General features: G+C 41.0%; 16 protein-coding genes. 2 read left to right on the top strand and 14 right to left on the bottom strand.

Translation table 11 applies throughout. The features are described 5' to 3' along the window. Nucleotides 1-94: 94 nt before the first annotated feature. The 6 genes from AC04NP_RS24195 to AC04NP_RS24220 all read right to left on the bottom strand — a co-directional run bounded on the left by AC04NP_RS24195 (nucleotide 95) and on the right by AC04NP_RS24220 (nucleotide 5,417). Nucleotides 95-535, bottom strand: coding sequence for a hypothetical protein (locus AC04NP_RS24195; protein WP_482862584.1), 441 nt, complete (start codon nucleotides 533-535; stop codon nucleotides 95-97). After that, the gene (locus AC04NP_RS24200) at nucleotides 528-1,157 is read right to left on the bottom strand and encodes a hypothetical protein (RefSeq protein ID WP_482862586.1); all 630 of its coding nucleotides are present in this window, start codon (nucleotides 1,155-1,157) and stop codon (nucleotides 528-530) included. The genes AC04NP_RS24195 and AC04NP_RS24200 overlap by 8 nt, the downstream gene beginning before the upstream one ends. Before the next feature lie 87 nt (nucleotides 1,158-1,244). Continuing rightward, on the bottom strand, nucleotides 1,245-1,388 hold the full coding sequence (locus tag AC04NP_RS24205) for a hypothetical protein (protein ID WP_482862587.1): 144 nt from the start codon (nucleotides 1,386-1,388) through the stop codon (nucleotides 1,245-1,247). Nucleotides 1,389-2,289: 901 nt separating this feature from the next. Further along, a complete protein-coding gene (locus AC04NP_RS24210) occupies nucleotides 2,290-3,180 on the bottom strand; it encodes a carboxypeptidase-like regulatory domain-containing protein (protein WP_482862588.1) in 891 nt (296 codons plus the stop codon). Between the two features lie 594 nt (nucleotides 3,181-3,774). Next, nucleotides 3,775-4,770, bottom strand: coding sequence for a toll/interleukin-1 receptor domain-containing protein (locus AC04NP_RS24215; RefSeq protein ID WP_482862589.1), 996 nt, complete (start codon nucleotides 4,768-4,770; stop codon nucleotides 3,775-3,777). A 167-nt stretch (nucleotides 4,771-4,937) separates the two neighbouring features. Further along, the gene (locus AC04NP_RS24220) at nucleotides 4,938-5,417 is read right to left on the bottom strand and encodes a hypothetical protein (protein ID WP_482862590.1); all 480 of its coding nucleotides are present in this window, start codon (nucleotides 5,415-5,417) and stop codon (nucleotides 4,938-4,940) included. 660 nt (nucleotides 5,418-6,077) lie between these two features. Between AC04NP_RS24220 and AC04NP_RS24225 the strand changes: the two genes are divergently transcribed. After that, complete coding sequence (locus AC04NP_RS24225) at nucleotides 6,078-6,359, top strand: AAA family ATPase (RefSeq protein WP_482862591.1); 282 nt, start codon at nucleotides 6,078-6,080, stop codon at nucleotides 6,357-6,359. A 372-nt stretch (nucleotides 6,360-6,731) separates the two neighbouring features. Here the strand turns inward: AC04NP_RS24225 and AC04NP_RS24230 are convergent, their stop codons facing one another. The 3 genes from AC04NP_RS24230 to AC04NP_RS24240 are packed head-to-tail and all read right to left on the bottom strand — an operon-like array spanning nucleotide 6,732 to nucleotide 11,808. Next, entirely contained in the window at nucleotides 6,732-7,091 is a 360-nt protein-coding gene (locus AC04NP_RS24230; protein WP_482862593.1) for a PKD domain-containing protein, read from the bottom strand. A 28-nt stretch (nucleotides 7,092-7,119) separates the two neighbouring features. Continuing rightward, nucleotides 7,120-8,715, bottom strand: a complete 1,596-nt coding sequence (locus AC04NP_RS24235; RefSeq protein ID WP_482862594.1) for a RagB/SusD family nutrient uptake outer membrane protein — start codon at nucleotides 8,713-8,715, stop codon at nucleotides 7,120-7,122. A 15-nt stretch (nucleotides 8,716-8,730) separates the two neighbouring features. After that, nucleotides 8,731-11,808 (bottom strand): SusC/RagA family TonB-linked outer membrane protein, encoded by a 3,078-nt coding sequence (locus tag AC04NP_RS24240; RefSeq protein ID WP_482862595.1) that lies wholly within the window; start codon nucleotides 11,806-11,808, stop codon nucleotides 8,731-8,733. Between the two features lie 419 nt (nucleotides 11,809-12,227). Here AC04NP_RS24240 and AC04NP_RS24245 point away from each other — a divergent pair, with 419 nt between their 5' ends. Continuing rightward, entirely contained in the window at nucleotides 12,228-14,756 is a 2,529-nt protein-coding gene (locus AC04NP_RS24245; protein ID WP_482862596.1) for an AfsR/SARP family transcriptional regulator, read from the top strand. A gap of 93 nt (nucleotides 14,757-14,849) precedes the next feature. Here the strand turns inward: AC04NP_RS24245 and AC04NP_RS24250 are convergent, their stop codons facing one another. From AC04NP_RS24250 to AC04NP_RS24270, 5 genes are all read right to left on the bottom strand, one after another. Further along, entirely contained in the window at nucleotides 14,850-15,713 is an 864-nt protein-coding gene (locus tag AC04NP_RS24250; protein ID WP_482862597.1) for a hypothetical protein, read from the bottom strand. Then, nucleotides 15,664-16,872 carry a carboxypeptidase-like regulatory domain-containing protein gene (locus AC04NP_RS24255; RefSeq protein ID WP_482862598.1) on the bottom strand — a complete coding sequence of 403 codons (1,209 nt, stop codon included), beginning with the start codon at nucleotides 16,870-16,872 and terminating at the stop codon, nucleotides 15,664-15,666. Before AC04NP_RS24255 ends, AC04NP_RS24250 begins: the two co-directional genes overlap by 50 nt. A 153-nt stretch (nucleotides 16,873-17,025) precedes the next feature. Continuing rightward, nucleotides 17,026-18,021: a FecR family protein gene (locus tag AC04NP_RS24260; RefSeq protein WP_482862599.1), complete on the bottom strand. Its 996-nt coding sequence runs from the start codon at nucleotides 18,019-18,021 to the stop codon at nucleotides 17,026-17,028. A 65-nt stretch (nucleotides 18,022-18,086) separates the two neighbouring features. Further along, nucleotides 18,087-18,674 carry an RNA polymerase sigma-70 factor gene (locus tag AC04NP_RS24265; protein WP_482862600.1) on the bottom strand — a complete coding sequence of 196 codons (588 nt, stop codon included), beginning with the start codon at nucleotides 18,672-18,674 and terminating at the stop codon, nucleotides 18,087-18,089. A 340-nt stretch (nucleotides 18,675-19,014) separates the two neighbouring features. After that, nucleotides 19,015-20,127, bottom strand: coding sequence for a hypothetical protein (locus AC04NP_RS24270; protein ID WP_482862602.1), 1,113 nt, complete (start codon nucleotides 20,125-20,127; stop codon nucleotides 19,015-19,017). Between the last annotated feature and the right edge of the window lie 10 nt (nucleotides 20,128-20,137).

Raw genomic sequence — 20,137 nt, forward strand, 5'->3', positions numbered from 1 at the left:
ACCGGAGGGCTAAAGCTCTCTTTTGAGATAATTTGAAGGGAGTCTTTTTACCTTAATTACTTGTTTAACAAATTTTGAGGCACAGAAAGGGATTCTACAGGAAGTAGACAGAGTTTACTTTACACTTCCCTTCGGTCACTCTGTCTACACTTACTCCATTCAGGGCCAACAGCACCAATGACTCTGCTTTATCTATATTAGTGTCAATAATGCTGTCAAAATAGGTACAATTCAACTCAAAGGCTAAATGGTAAAGTTCTTTTAATAAATCTCGTTTGTCTTGTGGCTTACTTTTTTGAAAAATTGGCTTGTCGTTCAATACCAATAATAGCGAGTTAATAACATCGACCTTGATCTCTGTCTCATGCTTAAGGGTGTTCCATGCCTGGTCAGGCTCTTTGATATCAAATTTTCGAAACAATTCCAGCCGTTCATGTTCATTCAGCAGGTTGAGCACCTGGGCAATATTTGGAATATCTCTTCTAAACAAAGAGGATATTTTCTCAACCAATATGTCGAACGTACCTTTAGACATCAATCAATGCTTTGTTCCAGATGTTTTCACAAAACGTATCAATATCATTGTTAAATGACCAGATAATTCCCTTAATGGTCGAACCCTCGAAATTCTCCTTCCCAAACAGTTCATAATCGTTAATGTCACCATTAGCGATTATATCATTGTTATTACGAATTAAAAATGGGAAAAAGATAATGTTACTAAGAACAAACTCCCGGTCATCTTCGCTTATCAAAATATTCAACAAAAACTCGACTACCTTTGAGAATACTTTATCGTCTTTGTCTTTCAACTTATCACAATACCTTAGAACCTCCTTGGTCAGCCGCCTATTTTCAAGATCGTATGCTTTTTTAATGTCGCCCAACAATCGCGGTGACTCCGTACAAGGGATTTCGCTCTTTGAAGCTTTCACCTCACATACAACAAATTTCATGGCATCCCCATTAAATTGAATACCGGTTACATCTATACCTGGTGTGTGTTTTTCTATTTGCACAGGATCTACAAGTATTTTTTTATCCGCTTCCTCGTAAAAAACACAACTATAATTATCCTCAAGTAAAAGCTGAGAAAGAAATTCGGTAACAAATGACCTGCGGATAATGCCTTGATAGGATTTTTTTTGGGATCGCAAGTTTCTATGATGCTTGCCTTTAATTTTTCAAAAAATTCCGCATCAACATTTGGAACTTTGAGCATTTCGGCATATTTGTCCAAATCGTTAAAAACTTTTAATTTTCTTGATTTTGGATACCAGGTATTCCTCAAAATTGTTCCGATCATCTGTTTCCTCACTATCTACTTCATATACGGTTACCTCAAAGTCTTTGATCTTTTTTTGTAGTCTTTTATGAAATTCAGGCATCCGGTAGCTTGTTAAAATTTTCCGTAAAAAAACAGACCTCAAATTATGGTTATTATTATTGTTCCATAGTCAAATTTTTCAGCCTAACGTGTTGTCAGCCCTACTAAGCAACAGCTAAAAAATCCAGGCCAATAATAATCAATAGATAAATTTTTTCCTAAAATAATTATATGTCAAAAAAATTTCCGAAGAATACAATACTCAATGATACTGGAAAAAACTGTTAATCCGGGAAATGGTAATTTTCTTTTCTCCCTCCATTCATGCATAACTTTGTGCTTGACTAAAAGAACACAATCAGCGAGCAATTCATATGTAAGCGTATATCTAGCTCCCCTGCCTTTTGATCCAGGGGATCGACTGTAAGTCTTTAAGCGTTAAAAAAAATACCACCGCAAAATCATAACAGATACAAAGCAACTCTAAAGCGCATGTCCTGCGTTACACCACAAATGATCGCAACGCTTTGAGTGGATAATAGCAATAGACGCTGCGCCCGTGTTCTGATCATCCGCAAACTGCCGGAGAATGCCAGACGATGGCGTTTAGGAGTGGAATATAAAATGACTAAAAATGTAAGCTCGAAATAATAGGAAGAACCATAGGCCGGGGGACAGTTGATAGCTGGCCTGTCAGCTTAGCTTACCGAATGCTACTGCTTCTCACGTTACAATAGCCGTTCTAAAGGCTACACGAGCCAGAACTTCGTTCCTGTTTCCCCAGGGCTTCACCCTATTAAAGTGCCTGGGTAGGGTCAGATGGTGGAACATCTGGTTTCTTACAGGTATATAACCTGTGAAACATATATATAGGCGACTTCATGTCGCGAGTACGCTTGGTGGTGTGAGAGGTGCACTCCGTCAGTTACCGCTGGCGGAGCCATCTACTCGATTAGCGAGCTTTAGTATTCAATTTTGGCACTAATTAGGGCATTTACCTTATTCGGCCAGCTAGACGGTTGAAATTCGTTCTTAAGACTCACATTTTCCCATTTCCCATCAAAGTTACGTCTATAGGTAATAGCAGGTTGATCCTTGACAGCCGGAGTTAACGCAATGGACAAGTGGGAATCGAAGTTTGAAAAGTCCTTTAACATAATGCCTTCGTCTGATTTTGACCCCAAGAAATCAATACCGATAAAAACACCATTTGAAAGAAATGGAATTTTATATTCTTTTAAATCAACATTCAGTGTTTTCTGGTTTTCATTAACTTCAACTATCAGGTTCTGCTTCAATATGTCAGTACCTGGTAAACCCTCATTATTACACTCGTAAATTCTAACTCTAATTAAAGATTTCTGACGATTAGATTTAATACGTGGCTGCCCAAGTATGTAGGTGATTTCAGTAATGGTGCCAACAACATTATGTGGATTATTTATCTTAAGTGCATAGAAAGGCTTAAGTCCACTGTAATAACAACAGATTGAACCATTTCTTATTCCCATTACTTCCTTACTTCGTCTTGTTTTTTTTGAAGAAACTATAACTTCGTTCAACATGGTTATCTCTGGCTCAAGAAAGATGTTTTGAGATTTAAATAAGATTATTTCTTTGGTTTTAAATCCAATAGCAGAAATACTTATCTTAACTGTATCATATTTTTGATTTAGAACAAAAAAACCTGAATTGTTGGTGAAAGTACCACGAGGTGTTCCTGCAACTGCAACATGAGCATATGGAACTGGTGAGTTGTCTTGAGAATTTAACACATACCCTTTCAAATCAGAAACCTGCTGACCAATAACCACTCTTGGAAAAATTAGGATGACCATTCTAATAATGGTCATCCATGGAAACTTTATTAACATGCTACAGTTATATCTCTCTGTCTTTCACTTACGCCAATCCAAAAAATAGTTTTTCTCTCAGTGATTACTTGATGAATACAACCATCAGAATCTACATATGAATACCCATCACTTATAGTCTCCCAGCCCCAAAATGGTCGTGCATCGGCTGTTGTAACAACCCCAAATGTAAATTAAATGTTAGGCTGAGAGCCAAGATCATTAGATTCTTTTTCATTCTTTTTTTCTTTTAAAATTATCCTTAGTTAAAAAGCACTAAGGTTTGGGAACTATTCCCATCAACGATTATCAATTTCTGCATTTGCCTACTCATCCGGGTTCTTGTTTCTTCATGAGAATGACATTACCCTTTTAGGGTCTCCTTCTTTTTTTAAACCTTCGTTTTCTGCTAAATGCTCCATCAATGCTCGCTAACGACTAGCTATGATGAGTTGGGATTAAAATGCACTAAAATCGCGTCTCGCACATAGCCATGCCTTTTTTCAAATTTATTACTTATGGCGGACTTTCCAATCCCCACGAAAATATCCCGACCAATAAAACCCCATTCATTCATAGCATATGTTACCAGCTTTATTCCGTTATAGGTTTTACATATTCAAGAAGTGATGATCTTCCTTGCATATCTCTGACTGTGAGTTGTATTATCGTTCCATGCGCATCTTCTAAGTCAATGGGTTCATTTATCTTGAAAGTTGTTGGCTGTTGTTGACCTCCATTAATAGCAATGTTATCTGCATAGAGGTATGTTCTAAAGGATGTATCGAGAATTGGGTTTAATCGACCTGTTAGATCTGGTATGTGACAAGTGCTTTCACAAATTATAGAGCCAATATTTTCTGAAGAATGAACCTTAAGTTCTACGTCTTCACTAGGATCAATCTTCTCTACAACAAATGCGGGAAAGTTCGAATGTGCAAAATATAACTTGTAGTTCCGCCTAACATTTATAGTGAATTTAAATACGCCTTCATTTGTAGAAACTGGTCTGAGATAAGTGTTATTATCTGAGATTAGGAGAAGAGAAGAGCCAGCAATATTCTCATCATTTTCATCTGATAATCTCACTTGAAATGTTGAAGGCTCAACTTTAGGTACCTTGACTAGGGTTGATAGGCTTTTTCTAACATTTTCGCTGGGTATTGTCCGTCCACTTGCAACAAGTTTTTTAAATATTATTTCAGTAAAATCATTAGGTTCTTTATCTGTCAAGGAGATATATCCAATTGTTGGAAGTAATCCTGGTATCTCAGTTTCATCAAAACGAGCTGGCAAAATAAATTCCTGATATTCTTGGAACGCTCGGTTCTGCATTGCCTGCCGTTCATGATTAGTCCAAAGTTTCTTGTTGTAGTGTTCCGAAACAAACATTATGGTATATCTAGCTTTGTTTTGATAGATATCGCTCAGATAATCATACAAGTTTTTGCCCCAAAGGTTAGCTTCTTCAAACTTGTCATAGAAAACACTAACTCCTTTAGATTTTAAGATATTAGCAACGTCATCAACATACTGTCGGTCTTCGCCAGCAAAGGATAGTGCTATATCAAATTCTACTTGTCTCTCCATCAGGTTATTGCTGGTAACACCAGAATATGATGCATGAAGTGCATCATATATTCTTTATAACGTTTAATTTTTATCTCAAAATAGTAAATTTTCAAAATACATTGAAATTATTCATAGTTAAGGTATGAGCAGATCCCTAAAAATTTTACAAATTAGTTGCTTATCCCTCACCGCGAATACCTGATCACCTGGCTGATCAATTCTACCATCCTTTGCAAACCCTTAAAAATACGCAGATAATCCCCCACAATATGTTGCTTAAAAAATGCGTCGGGTTTGCGGCGGTAGCCGGCTTTGAAGGAGCTGGCATTTTGGTCTTTGAGGCCATTTAGCTCTTTGTCAATTTCAATGCGCTTGCCATCCCTGGAGGCTATCATGGCAAATCGGGAATTTTTGTCGTGCGGGTAGACCTTTTCTATCTCACTCGGTTCAACCGTGAAGTATTGCATCAAGGCTAGCATTTCCTTGAATAAATGCTCCTTATCGTATGCCGGGATTTCCTCATATTTGAAGGCATCTAATGCCCTGGTATGGGTAAAGTCATTTTCGTTTAGGAGATCGATTTTGCGGAGAAAGAGATCACACCGCAAAACTCTGGACATACGCTTGATGATAAAAAAATCAGGGTTGTCGATTTTTTTGAGCATCTGCGATTGCTAAGCAAATTATTTTTCTACTAATAAATTTAGTAAATAGAAAAGCTTATCCAGGTTTTGTTCGTCAGATGGACAGAAAAAACAGACAGAAGGTAGGCTCAGAACGATAGAAAGAACCACAGGTTGTTGATAGCTGGCCTGTCGGGGGACAGGCCAGGGGATGAGGGTCTTTTGCCTTTTCACAATAATTTATAAATACTTTTCAATCTTGGCAGACGCATGCTTTAACAATATCTGAAACCATAAATCCACCAATACTTCTGAACTTATTGGATTTTGCAGATCGTAATGAATTCTCTTCTCTCTATTTCTAAATAAAATGGGAATCTCGTTGTGTCTGATTTGTCCATAGGTAAATGGTTCAGCCCACCCTTTAATATAAGGTGCTCCACCTCCATTACAGAGGTCTCTTTACTACTACGAGTTTATTCGCCAACCATAGGATAGACTAATTCCCAAGCATTAATTGCAAGAATGACGCAGACTTCATAAGGATAAGGAAATACTGGTTTATTATGGACTTGACATAATTTTAGCTACTACACTCATTTATTCAAGGGAATATTTAATCATAAAGTCATTTGTAAAAATGTTAAATACTACTAAAAGTCATTTGTAAAAATGTATATTTGGAATGTATAATGAATGTTGATGAAAAGAAGCAGATTACAAAAGTTGTATTCCTGGAAAAATAAATCATACAGGAAACCACTTATTATTAGCGGTGCCCGCCAGGTGGGAAAAACCCGGATTATGCAGGAATTTGGTAAAACAGCCTTTGATAAGCTGGCTTATATCAATTTTGAAAGCTCAAAACGACTTCAAAACATGTTTGTTGACGACGTTAGTATTCCGAGAATTCTCACCGCATTACAGCTCGAAACAGGGGTAAAGATCGATAAGGACACGTTAATTGTTTTTGATGAAATTTAAGGGGTTATAAATTTTTAAGGAACTTTAATAACATTAGATAGGTCTTCGAAGGGACTATGCCAAGTATAATTATTACCTATTAGAAAGACAGACAGGTGTGCCTTGAAAATGAATATTTTGAGACCACTAATTATTTCAGCCGGATTATAAGCTATTTATCTGATTAAATCAAGAAGGGTTGCCCAATCGGCAACCCTTCTGAACCAGTAAAAGTGAACTAAATTTAAAAACCTGAGAATAGTGTTAGATAAGCTGTTCAGATTTTAGTGCGTTAACAATAAACGATTACGTTAACCCATTTGCAAATTTTGTATCAAACTTTTACGGTTCTAAAAAATACTGTTAGCATGTTTTAACCACTTGGCTTGTGATTCAATCCGGATTGACCACAATGGTGAGCGAATCAGTATACCCCACTTCTTTCACGCCATTGGAGACTATTAATGAAACCGCGAATTTACCTTCATTAGTAAAGGTATGAACCGGTTCTTTTTCAGTAGAGGGCATTGAACCATCACCAAAATCCCATAAGTAGCTGGTGCTATGAAGAGAGTAGTTGTAAAACTGTATGGGTTCATCCAAGAAGTAAATGTCGTCTTCATTACCCTGATGCACCTTAAAGAAGCTTCGCATGGCCAGTTCTTTTTCAAGATCATCATCACAAGCCTGATGCGTGCAAACCACTAAACCCAACCACAAAATTAAGCTATATTTAAATACTCTATTTTTCATTTTTCTAATGTTAAGCGTTCATTAATGTTTAGAATCCATACCCCTCATTCTGGATCAGGCTACCACCGGATAAATCGATTTCTGCCTGTGGAATAGGACGCACCAGGTGAAATTCCCTGAGGGTATTGTGGAATTTGACATCTTTATTATAGGCCATCGCCCTTTCGATTAACTTTCCGGTTCTTTTTAAATCATTCCATCTTTCTGTTTCCCCGGCCAATTCCCGGGCACTTTCTTCTAAAATAAAATCGATAGATAATTGATTGACATTGATCTCCATGGCTGATTTATGGGTTTCGGAAATGGCAGCCCGGCGACGCACGGTATTGATATATTCCAATGCTTTGGCTGTATTATTTGCCTTAAAATGGGCTTCGGCGCCAAGCAGATAAGTTCCGGCCAGCCGGAATACGTAAGTGTCACGGGTGCCGTCATTGTCGCCATAGGGCGTAAAATCGTCAAATTTCTTGAAAAAGGGATAGGCATTGTCATTGTATTCGTCCGGGTTTACCACAAGATAAGAAACGGCAGCTTTCTGATCATCGGTCCATGGCACTCTCGGATAATGGGTGATGGTATCGCCCGTAGAGACTTTTGTCCCGTCAACAATAGCAAAAAGGGTATAGTGAAATGACACCTCATTACGGGAGTCTTCCGCATCGAACTCATCAAACAGTGAAAAAAAATAAGGTGTCGGGTTGGTAAATCCGGCCGGCCTGGAGTAAACAGAAGCCACCCTGGCATACCCATCCATGCCATCCAGCGAGTATTTGGCAATCTGGTGTTTGTTATTTCCTTTTCCATTGGCTGCCACCTGATCTGTATATTGAATGGAGAAAATTATTTCATCATTCATTTGATTGTCGCTGTTAAATACTTCTTCATAGGTATCGAGGAGCCGGTATTGATTGGATTGAATGACAAAATCGGCGAGTTCTGCAGCCCTAATAAAATCTGATGGGCTTCCATAAGAAAGATACCCTCTGGTAAGATACACCTTGCACAACAAGTGTTGGGCCATGCCTTTGGTTGCCCTTCCGAACTGATTTCTGCTCACCGGTAAAATCTCAATGGATTCCTCGAGGTCGTCAATGATTTGTTGATAAATGACCTGGTCACTTTCACGCACATAATCAACCTTATCGGTCCTTACTTCTTCCAGCACCAGCGGCACATCCCCGAACTGCTGGATCAATTTAAAATACATGAGTGCACGAATGGTTTTTGCCTCCGCCACACTACCACTTCTTACCTCCTCCGAAAGGTCAATATCGGAAGATCTGGAAATCACCGTATTACAGTTTTGAATCACTTTATAATACGCCTCCCAGGCTATTTTAACCTGATTTTCCCGTACGGAGAGATTTTTGTACATGTTCAGGGGAAAAAATGAGGCAATAAAGATATCTGTTCCAAGAAAATCGGTAGGGTATGTTTTGTAGGCATCTCTTAGGTCCATATAAATGGAAGCAATGACCCGTTCAAAGCTATCTTCGTCAAGAAAGTAATTATTACTGTCGGTACCGGATAAGTTTTCTTCCTCCAGGAAGCTTTCGCATGAGAAAGCCGCACAAAGCAAGCATAATCCCATGAATATTTTAAAATTTTTTTTTGTTTTCATCATCAAAGCTTTTAAGAATCAAAATGTTACATCAACCCCTAACTGATAAGATCTTCTCATAAAACCATAGCCCCAGGTATTCCTGTGTGCATTTTCGGGATCCCAGCCTTCATATTCGGTAATCACAAAAGGATTATCTGCGGTGGCATATACCCTGAATTTGCTCATGCCCAGCTTTTCCAGCAATGATTTATGTAAATTGTAACCCAATGTAATGTACCCGATTTTTATAAAGTCAATGTCGGTTCTGTAATTGGTTAGGTTGTTAAAATCACCCCAGCCTGGTAAAGCATATTCGGCATCAGGGTTTTCCGGTGTCCAGTAATCGGCATTTAACCCGTTAAAGCGCGCCGGATAAGGTCCGTGAATCGCAGCGTCGAATACAAACTTATTATGAAATTCGCTACGGAGCATTTCTGTTTTTCTGGTATAGGCAAAAACCGACAAATCGAAATTCTTGTATTTGAACCTGTTTGTAATGCCACCATGCCACGCAGGGTCAGGAGATCCTAAAACCACGCGGTCATTGTCCACATCAATTTGTCCGTCCATATTCTGATCTACCACTTTTACCTGTCCCGGATTCTGATTATACTCTTTGGCTTCTGCTGCTTCCGATTCCTGCCATATTCCAGCCATTTCGTAATCATAGTAAACGGATACCGGTTGCCCGATAAACCATCTGTTACCGATGTCATCTTCTCCGTCACCAAACAATTCGAGCAGTTTGTTGCGGTTTCGCGAATAGGTAACTGTCGCAGACCAGGTAAAATTCTGGGTTTGCACCGGATACACATTCAAGCTTAGTTCTACTCCTTTGTTTTCCACTTTCCCTATGTTCGACCGGGCGTACTGAAAACCAGAGACTCTCGGTATTTGCCGATTTAAAATGACTCCTTCCACTTTTTTGTTATACATTTCAAAGCTACCGGAGATCCGGTTATTGAAAATACCGAAGTCGACCCCAAAGTTCACTTCCCTTCCAACCTCCCAGGTCAATTCACTGTTACTGATAGAAGCTATTTGTGACGTGGCAACTATCTCGTCACCAAAGGCAAAAACATTGTTATCGATCCTCGCCCCTGAACTGTAGGGAGAAACATTGTCATTGCCGGTTTCACCATAACTAATTCTTAGCTTAAAGTCAGACAGGAAAGGAAGGTTTTCTTTTACCACCTGTTCTTCACTGGCTCTCCAGGCAAAAGCCGCGGAGGGAAAAAAGTACCATTTATTGTCTTTTGCCAATTTTGATGAACCATCATAACGTCCGGAGGCAGTCAGTAAATATCTCCCTTTATAGTTGTATTGAATTCTGGTTGCATATGATGCCAAAGACTCCTGTCTGAATACAGATCTGATTTCCCGGTATTCCAGCCCGGTTCCTAAGTTATAAAATAAAGACCGGTCATCTTCAAAATTCCTGACCTGGGTTTTCCCTTCATCTTGCCTTCTGTACCATAGTGAAGCAATCAGGGTGGCAGATAAATTGTGATGTTCAGCAATTTGCGTATGATAATCAATCACATTATCAAAGGAATATTGTAAACGGTTAAAAGAATTATAGTAACCTCTTGTCCTGTCTGCCTGCCCTCTTGAACTTTTTGTATCGCGTCCTCTGTACTCTCCGTATCTGCTGAACTCTGTTTCAGGAGCAAAACTTACCTTATAACTTAAGCCTTTGAGCGGTGTTATTTGTAAATAAAGATTGCCAAAAGCCCTGGTCGCCCGTTTTTCCCGGGTTATATTGTCAGCTTCGAAAAGCGGATTAGAGATTTGCTGCTCTCTTTCCATGGGCCAAAATTTTAATTCACCATTTTCATCATAGGGATTGGCAGTTGGCCTGAGACGGTAGGCACTTCTCATCGCTTCATAGCTATCCTCATCTCTTATTGTATAGGATGAATAGATTTTAAAGCCTATTTTAAAAAGGTCATTGAGTCTTTTATCTACACTAGCTCTCAGGTTGTATCTTTCGTATTTTTCATCTCCGACAATCCCTTCATCCGATGTGTAAGCCCCGCCAAAACTATAATTCATGCCGTTATCACCTCCTGAAAAAGATAAGGAGTGGTTGGTCTGAAAACCATAATCGTCCACCAGTAAATCCACCCAGTCAGTAAAATTCCTGGCGCGGATGTTTTCCATTTCATCGGGCCCGAAAATCATATCCATGGTCCAATCTTCACGGCTCGATCCCCTGGCGGCATCAAAGGCAAATTGTATAAATTCCTCACCGTTCATCATGTCAGGTAGATTGGTGGCCTCACTTAAACTCGCAAACCCTTTGTATTCAATTTTTGCCCTCCCTGGCATCCCACTTTTGGTGGAAACAATCACTACGCCATTGGCACCCCTCGAGCCATAAATGGCAGTGGCCGATGCGTCTTTCAATACATCGATCTTTTCAATATCGGCCGGGTTCAAATCATCTATGTTATCAACAAAAATTCCATCGACCACAAACAAGGGCTGAGGTGCCGCCTGATTTTCGTCGTCAAAGTTATACACAGTATTCACCCCGCGGATTTGAATATCAACCCCTCCGCCCGGCTTATTGTTTGAGCGTATGATATCGACTCCTGCCATCTTGCCCTGCATCACTGCCATTGCAGCATAATTGGGTGTCTCTGCAATCATTTCAGCATCCATGGACTGAACAGCACCGGTTAAATCCGATTTTTTCGCAGTACCATACCCAATGACTACTACCTCTTCCAGGGAGGTAACGTCAGGCATCATTACCACATCGATTACGGACTTATTTCCTACCACAAGTTCTTCTGTCAGGTAACCCAGGAAACTAAATACTAAAATCGATTCCGAACCGGGCACTTCTATAACAAATCGTCCGTTTGAATCAGTAATGGTTCCAATAGTTGTTTCCTTGATCATTACAGCCACTCCGGGAAGTCCCTCACCGAGTTCATCTTTTACAACACCTGTTATACGTATCGAATTTTCATCACTTTGTGGGGGTTGAATATCCTGACCCTGACCCTTCAGGGAAAAGAAAGTCATTAAAACTACTAAGCCTATCAAAAAGTACCCCCTCAGGATGAGTAGTTTTTCCTTGTTAAACCTGTAATTTTTTCTCATAGTTTTGTATGTTAAAAGGTTAGAATTGAACCAGAAAAAAGGAGCGAAAACCGGTTGCTCCTTTGTTAAAATGATGTTCCATATGTGATTAATTTTAGGTGGATCATGGTATACCCGATCCTTACCGAAAGGGATATGAAATTAGACATCAAACCAAACTTAAAAGGCGGCTATTAAAAAAAAGTTAATTTTTGATTAATATGGGTTTGAGATTTTATTTAATTTGCAATTAACTGCCATTTTTTCAAATAAGTTTTAAAAAATGGCTTGAAAAAATACTTTATTCCCGATCCTGTCATTTATATAAATTTTATGTTGGTTGCTTTCCGTTATGACTTGAAAACAAAGGTTTTTACAAAAATAAATTGCTGGCAGAGGCCATAAATACTGTAAGGAACAAGTTTCTATCCGATGTGAAAATGAAAGTACTTCCACTGCTTATCATATGCGCAACATGTCACGCTCTCATAGCTCAGGAGACATCTCTTTCAGGGCTTTACTTTTATTCCCACGAGGTGGTGAAAGACAAACGAACCTCGCTGAATCTGACTGCAAACAAAGCTTTCGACTTCCGGGAGGGCTTTACATTAGAATTTGAGGCCAACTTTAGAAAAGGCGACGGTCACTATGGGTATGTATTCCGCATGTACGGTGACCAAAAAAACCATATAGACCTCGTTTCCAATCTTGCTTCCGAATCCATTAACTTCTGGTTGATACTGAAAGACCGTACGCTTATTTCGTACCGGTGGGAAGACATTCCGGACGGAGGATTTGATAAATGGATGAAGATTAAGTTCCACATTGACCCGCACGATTCAAGGATCTCCCTGTCTTTAAACAATAATAAAAAAGTGGTATCATTCGATAGTCCGCCGGATCTATCCGATCTCAACATCGTTTTTGGGGCTTGCAACGATGCCCCGTTCTTAAATTCGGATGTTTCACCGATGACCTTAAAAAACATCCGGCTGTATAACAGTAAAAAAAAGCTGTACCGGCATTGGAAATTATCCAAACATGGTCGGAAAAATGTATATGACGAGGTTGTTAATGCTCCCGCAGCAGTATTGAATCCATCCTGGCTGATTGACAGGCACATTCAGTGGAGTCACCGGCAAAAAATTCAATTTAAGAACCTGGCAGGCGTAACTCAAAATAAGGCTACAGGCCAGGTTTTCTTTGTCGGGGATCAGGCTGCGTACATCTATTCATCCGGTTCCGGTAAGTTTGATACCATTAAGTATTTAGATGGGGCACCCCTTTATTGTAAAAACAACCAGGTTTTTTATAACCACTATACAAATGAACTGTGGTCTTATGATTTTAATAAAGATTATATAAACAAATTTGATTTTGTAACCCGGAAGTGGTCCCAACCTGATGATGATTGCTTCGAGCCAGATTTTTGGCACCATATCAGATTTTTTTCACCACTGGATTCTTCCCTGATCACTTTTGGTGGATATGGCCATTACAAATACAAAAGCATATTAAATCGTTTTGATCCGCAAACAGGAGCGTGGAATAAGCTTGATCTAAGCAAAAAAATTCCCCCCAGATATCTCAGTAGTTCTGGCTTTCTTAACAGCAACGAAATTTTGATTTTCAGTGGATACGGAAGTAAATCGGGTAGACAAGAACTCTCACCGGAATATTACTATGATCTGTACGCGGTTGATCTTGAAGACCTGTCTGTCGACAGCCTCTGGTCTGCAGAGAATAACTCAGGCTTTGTTCCTTGTTGTAATCTGCTATTCGATCAGGCGTCCAGTAGTTTTCTCACTTTACTGTATAACAGCGCCCATTTTGAAACCTCTTTAAAGCTTGCGGTTTTCACGCTCGATTCCCCTGAAAAACAAATTTTAGCGGGTGCTATACCCTATCGATTTCTCGACACAAAATCCTGGTGTAATTTGTTTTTGAACAAAAAGGATTCCGAGTTATTGACGATTACTGTCCATGACTCAGAAATGAACATTTATGCGATGGCCTACCCGCCTTTATTGCCTGAACAGATTTATCAGAAAGAGGCCCGCTTCCATGGGCTGTCAAAGCTTTGGATTTATCTTTCTTATTTCTTACTCTTTATGGCCATAGTATTTGTTGTTTTCAGGGTTAGAAAAAATAAAGTAAATAATGCGCTGCCTGCCGAGCAGGCCCATCCTGTTTCTTATACCCCTGTGTCTTTTGGGCAACCGGTACCTAAGCAAAAAATTTCATCCATTTATTTATTCGGTGGTTTTCAGGCTTTTGATAAAACAGGCAAAGATATCACCGCCCATTTTACGCCTACTTTGAAAGAATTGTTTATGCTTATACTCTTGTATTCTTTGAAAAATGGAAAAGGTGTGTCTTTGCAAACGCTCAATGAAACACTGTGGTTCGATAAGCCGGAAGACAGCGCCAGAAATAATCGAAATGTCAACCTTAGTAAATTACGCTCCTTGCTTGATGAAGTAGGGCATATCGAATTATTTAAAGAAAGCATCTTTTGGAAAATTACACTGAGCGAAAAAGTGTATTGTGACTATATTGAAATGTTACACCTCCTGGAAAGATCTCAGTCGCAAGGCATATTGCATGAAAATGAAATCCACAGACTTCTGGCTGTTGCCTCTTCCGGCAAGTTGCTTCCCGATATTGAAAATACATGGCTGGATTCCTATAAAAGTGACTTTTCAAATTTACTGATTGATACTTTAACCTTGTTGGCAGAACAAATAAACGCACGTGAATTTGATCCTAATCTATCGTGTAAGATTGCCGAATGCATGCTTAAATATGATATAGTGAATGAAGAGGCTATTGCTATTAAATGCTCAGCCCTTTACAATTCGGGAAAAAAGGGGTTTGCCAAACAGGCCTATGATGCATTTTGCCGCGAATATAAGAATTTAATGGAGGTTGAATTTTCGATTTCTTTTAAGGAATTATTGAAAGGATGAAACTGAAGGCTGAAAGGTGAATTTTTTTATGACAGCCAACCGGGCCAAAACCTGGTTTTTCAATGCCATAAGAAAAGATTTTTGTCCGGCCATTTAGAACCGCTGGACACCTATATAACTGACCCTGGTAAAGTAAGACATCAAAGACCATTGGGAAAAACCCGAATTGGCCAACTGCGATTCCCCCAGGGAAAGGTTGTGATAGGTCACTGAATTGGCGGCGAGGTTTCTTGCATTTCCCGAGAACCATCGCACGGTGTTTTCATACAATTCGTATCCTCCCAAAACCGACAAGCTATGCTGCGATCCGAACTGTTTGCTATAGTTTAACATGGTAGTCAACTGCCAGTCAAACACATCATTATATCTTCGGATAGCACCTGTGGAAATATCCAGAAAGTCATTTTCAAACAAAGCAAATTCATTGGCGCTTTTGTTAAACCCTCCGATTACGTCAAATGACAGGTGGCCGGTGATATCATATTTGATATTGCTATTCAAAGACAGTGTTTGCCGGCGGTCATCCTGCATGCTTTCGGTCGCATACATGTAGGGGTTCTTCAGGAGCGATCCATAGGTGTCATCCCGGTTGTAGGTGCCATCGGGATTGAATATTGGCTCGGTGGGTGACCAGATGATGCTGTTCCAGATGGGAGCTTCCTTGCTTCCTCCGAAAGCCAGTTGTGCATTCTTTCGGTTGTCCTGCACAGCGTTTACGTTAAAATCGAGTGAAAGGCGGTCGCTGAGCTCGGTGTTGAAGTTGGCGCGCAGGGTGTATTTTTGTCTGCCGGTATTGATGAGTATCCCTTCCTCATCCAGCACGTTACCCGCTATGTAATAGCGTATATTTTTTGCGCCTCCCGAAATCGATACCTGGTGATTCCGGATCGACCCGGTTTGCATTATTTCATCCTGCCAGTCGGTTCCTGCCCCTTTGCCTGAAAGCTTCGATTTCATCTTCGCTAAAGACACTTTGGTCGAAGTAATCATTGATCCAGCCGGCATACTCGTCGGGATTCATGAGGTCGTACTCGTTTTCCAATTGCGTGAAACTGACATTGGAAAAAGCGTTGATCCTGGTTTCTCCTGCGGTGCCGCTTTTGGTGGTAATCAAAATCACGCCATTGGCCCCCCTGGAACCATAGATAGCCGTAGCAGAGGCATCTTTTAAGATGTCGATAGTTTCTATGTCGTTAACATTGACGTTGTTGAAGTCTGATACAAACCCATCTACCACATATAACGGTTCGTTGCCTCCTGAGATGGAGTTTGCCCCCCTTATCCTGATTTTAGGCGCTTGCCCGGGCGAACCCGATGTGTTGGAGATAACCACGCCAGGAACCCTTCCCTGCAAGACCTGGGCAAAGTTAAAAACAGGATGGCCCTCCAAATCTTCCGGTCCTACCGAGGCCTGGGCCCCTGTCAGGTCGCTCTTTTTTTGCATGCCATAGCCAATGACCACGAGATCATCAAGGGTGGTCACGTCGGGAAGCAGCGCTATGTCAATAACTGTGCGGCCTGCGATATCCACCTCTTCCGTCATGTAGCCAATATAAGAAAATACCAGGTTTGTGGCATCATCAGGCACATTCAGCCGGTAGTCGCCATCGGCATCGGTGGTGGTACCTATCGTGGTTCCTTTCACGAAAACATTGGTGCCAGGCAGCGGTTGGCCCTGTTCATCGCTTACTTTGCCCGAAATGGTCAGGTAAACATCATCGATTTCCAGGATTTTTGAGGTTCGTTTTTTCCGGCGCTCCCGGTCGGTCATCACCGAAATATTATTATTGATTTGCCTGAATTTCAGTCCGGCCTCCCGGGCAACATAGCGCAACACCGTTGCCATCGGCTGCTTTTCAAAATCCAGATCGATTTTGGTTTTTAGCCTGGACAAAGTTCTGTCATATCCGAAAATGAAATCTGTTTGTTTTTCCAGTTCCCGTATCACTTCAAGAGGGGTAGCTTGTTTGAGTTGCACTGACACAAGCACCTTTTCCAGGTGCTGCCCGCTTAAATGATAAGCCAGCAGCGTCTGCATGCTCACCAGGCTAAAAAGGAAAATATAACAGGCTTGCTTTGATGCTATCATTAATAGTTTAAGTACTTTAGAATTCATATTTTTGTAAGGCGTTTAGTTGATACATGTTCGATCAGTTAAGCGGGGCAGCCTGCTGTACCTGCTAAAGTCTTGCGGGCTGCCTACTTTGATTTTTCCTATCTCATAGGAAAAAACCCGGTGTGTGTTCAGTTTTTTCTCATAAGCCTCTTTTTATGGGTCACAGGTTCCTGTGATCAGAATTTTGTTTTTTCCCTGAAAACGGTAATCGATGTCTTTTTTGATAAATTTGATGCTTTCCAGAATATTGACGAGATTTTCGTTGTTGAACCTGTTGCTGATATAACAGGCTCCGCTTGCCTCGTTTTCAAAGACAATTTCCATGTTAAACCACCGCTCCAGTATTTTCATGGCTTCGCTGAGGGGTATATCATCAAAGATGATCGTTCCATCTTTCCAGGCCAGAAAATGTTCCAGTGAGACGGTATGTGTTGCCACACTGCCGGTTGAACGGTCGTAGACGGCCTGTTCGGAGGGGTGCAAGACGCCCGCTGAAGCATCTCGCAAAGTGGGGGCTTCTACCTGTACCTTACCTGTGGCAACGGTTACCTCTATATGCTCTTTTTCGGGATAGGCCCGGATGTTGAATGATGTTCCCAGCACAGTGGTGGTCAGATCGCCGGTTTCGATGATAAACGGCTTTGCAGGGTTGTGCCTTACTTCAAAAAATGCTTCTCCCGACAGGGAAACCTTTCTCACCTCTTCCTCAAACTTTTCGGGAAAAGTGAGGGTGCTTCCGGAGTTCAGCTTAATGGCAGAGCCATCACTGAGCACAATGTTTGTCTTCTGGCCAAAATCTGTGGATTTGGTGACATAGACCATTTCCCGGCCTGAAGAAAAATGGAGTAAGGCGAGGTAGCTCAACAATCCTATTCCCACAGCAATTGCCACTGATGCTGCCACTTTAAGCCAGGGACCCCGCTTTCCGGCTGCCTGCCGGTGCGCTTTTAATTCTTTTTGGCGGATATCTTTTTTGATATCGGACAGCAAAGTATTTTCATACTCATCAGGATTCTGCTCATCCCAAGTGATCCAATGACTTTTTTTTGTGTAGAAATCAAACAAGGCATCGAGCTGCTCCTTTTCCTGTTTTGAGCACTGATTTTTCAAATATTTAGCGAGCAGTTCTTTAAATTCCCGTTGGTCCATACTATGCCTTTTACATACATAGATGAACAACCCTGGCCTACCCCTGGCCGGTTTTCATTTTATTTTTAAAAAATGGTGAAAATTATTATCGCTAACAGGTCTGTCATGGAGAGGCGCAGGTATTTACAGGCATTGGTAATGTGATACTCCACCGTTTTTACCGAGATATTGAGCCTGGCGGCGACCTCCTGGTTTGAGAGGTTTTCGACCCTGCTGAGCCTGAAGACCTCCCTTGCTTTTCCGGGCATTCCGGTTAAGCCTTTTTCAAAGAGCGCCTGGGCCTCGTGGAAATTTACCTTCTCCTCGGTGTCATTGGCGGCGTTTAAATGGTTAAAGGTATTCAGTACTCTTTGTGCGAGTTTATTCCTGCGTTGAAGCTCAAAACATTTGTGTTTGGTCATCTGATACAAATAGGCAGGCGGATTTTTGACAGACAGCCTGTGGCGCTTCAGCCAGAGCTGGGTAAAAATTTCCTGGGTGGTATCCCTTGCCATTTCAGTGTTGTCAAGAATCGAAAGGGCCGACCGGAAAAGGGCGTTCCAGTGCCGTCTGAACAATTCGTCAAACGCAAATTCATTATTTTCCTTCACTAAAAGAAAAAGCTCTTCATCCTGCAGGCTCCTGAAATCGATGTTTTGCACGTTAAATGGCAATTGGTAAATCTTATTCCCAAAAATGAAAAACAGCAAAAGCAGATTCCAGCAATAAGCGTTAAGGAATTATTAATTTTTGGCTCAACAAATGTCAAGTCGGCCGGCCTCTGCCCATATAACGAACAGAGACCGGAGAATAGATCAATTACGAAAATATTAACCCGGTGAAGCGATAGCGACCATACCGGGTGGGTGCCCGACGTTTTAAAAGCTTTGTTTAGCCTATTTTTTTGTGGTTTTAAAGGAGTTAAATGACTTGTATGTTTTTCGTGATCTTAACTTATGGAAATATGTTGTCATGTATGCATCGAATACCCTAACCAGAAAAATAGGCCGCTCTCTACTCTGTCCCTGCAGGCGCTGCTGTTACCTCAAAGGCTCTGGGGAGAATAAATTTTCCATCTCCGGAATTTGCCCACGGGGTTGAAATGTGTACTTCTGTAAAATTTTGTGCATAATCCCCCACCGGGAAATCCTCAGGCACCCTGAGTGTGATAGATCCCGCCAGGAGGCCTTCTGTAACAGACACGATCACAAACGGGGGAAGCGCTGTTTTTTCGGCATTTGCAGGCGCTGCAGTGAACAATTGCACTTCTGTAATATCATCCCTTATGAATAGCCCACTGATTTCAAATTCCTCTCCTTGTGCTGCTGTTACCTTATCGGGCCACGAGAGTTCTGGCTGAGGGTGTTTGAGCCAGACACTATCGTCCCGGATAGTTCGCTCTCCGGTTATGAAGGTAGAACTGTAATACCCCCGTTCTAAATCTTCAGGAATTTTGAATTGTAACTGTGAAGGCGTGGTTGAAATTAACTCTAACCGCGTTTCCTTTTTCGTTTTCAGGTGAGTAACGTATATCCTATTTCTGGCAGTGTCTGTGATAAAAAAATCACCTCCTATGTGAAAGATGTTTACAAATCCGATACCTAAATCCTCAGCGCCTTCATATACCTCTATATACCTTATATCGTTTTCGCCCGAAAAAACTATTCCTCCCTTTAAATCGGTATCATAATAGGGTTTCGGCTGATTAAAGACTACTTTCAGAACGTATTGCCTTTCGCTTTGGTCCTCTGCGGTTACGGTGAAGTTAGTACCCGTGACGAAGGGTACAGTTTCGCCGGATGCCGGAGCCACGGAAGCGCCTTCCGGAACAAGGATGGTAGGTGATATGGTGGCTGGAGGTTGTTTAACCAAATAAGGCCAGTACACGATCAGGATATCCTCTTTGATGGCAGCTTTCAGCACTGATTCAGCGCCGAGTTCTTCCACCTGAAAGGCAATGATATGGTTAAGCCCGGAGATATCGACAGTAACGGTATCCCCCGGGATATCCACAAAGCGGTCTACGACTTCGTCTTCACAGGAGGTTATAAGCGCCGCTGCCGCGGTTAACAGGATTAAAGTAAGTAAAGATATGATTTTCCCGAAAGCGTTTTTTTCTATTTTCATTATGATTTAT

The sequence above is a fragment of the Agaribacillus sp. DX54 genome (genome assembly GCF_056858335.1).

Coding starts and splice junctions, on each gene's coding strand:
- AC04NP_RS24195 (WP_482862584.1), bottom strand. CDS start 535: ATGTCTAAAGGTACGTTCGACATATTGGTTGAGAAAATATCCTCTTTG.
- AC04NP_RS24205 (WP_482862587.1), bottom strand. CDS start 1,388: ATGCCTGAATTTCATAAAAGACTACAAAAAAAGATCAAAGACTTTGAG.
- AC04NP_RS24210 (WP_482862588.1), bottom strand. CDS start 3,180: ATGACCATTATTAGAATGGTCATCCTAATTTTTCCAAGAGTGGTTATT.
- AC04NP_RS24215 (WP_482862589.1), bottom strand. CDS start 4,770: ATGGAGAGACAAGTAGAATTTGATATAGCACTATCCTTTGCTGGCGAA.
- AC04NP_RS24220 (WP_482862590.1), bottom strand. CDS start 5,417: ATGCTCAAAAAAATCGACAACCCTGATTTTTTTATCATCAAGCGTATG.
- AC04NP_RS24225 (WP_482862591.1), top strand. CDS start 6,078: ATGAAAAGAAGCAGATTACAAAAGTTGTATTCCTGGAAAAATAAATCA.
- AC04NP_RS24230 (WP_482862593.1), bottom strand. CDS start 7,091: ATGAAAAATAGAGTATTTAAATATAGCTTAATTTTGTGGTTGGGTTTA.
- AC04NP_RS24235 (WP_482862594.1), bottom strand. CDS start 8,715: ATGATGAAAACAAAAAAAAATTTTAAAATATTCATGGGATTATGCTTG.
- AC04NP_RS24240 (WP_482862595.1), bottom strand. CDS start 11,808: ATGAGAAAAAATTACAGGTTTAACAAGGAAAAACTACTCATCCTGAGG.
- AC04NP_RS24245 (WP_482862596.1), top strand. CDS start 12,228: ATGAAAGTACTTCCACTGCTTATCATATGCGCAACATGTCACGCTCTC.
- AC04NP_RS24250 (WP_482862597.1), bottom strand. CDS start 15,713: ATGAAATCGAAGCTTTCAGGCAAAGGGGCAGGAACCGACTGGCAGGAT.
- AC04NP_RS24255 (WP_482862598.1), bottom strand. CDS start 16,872: ATGAATTCTAAAGTACTTAAACTATTAATGATAGCATCAAAGCAAGCC.
- AC04NP_RS24260 (WP_482862599.1), bottom strand. CDS start 18,021: ATGGACCAACGGGAATTTAAAGAACTGCTCGCTAAATATTTGAAAAAT.
- AC04NP_RS24270 (WP_482862602.1), bottom strand. CDS start 20,127: ATGAAAATAGAAAAAAACGCTTTCGGGAAAATCATATCTTTACTTACT.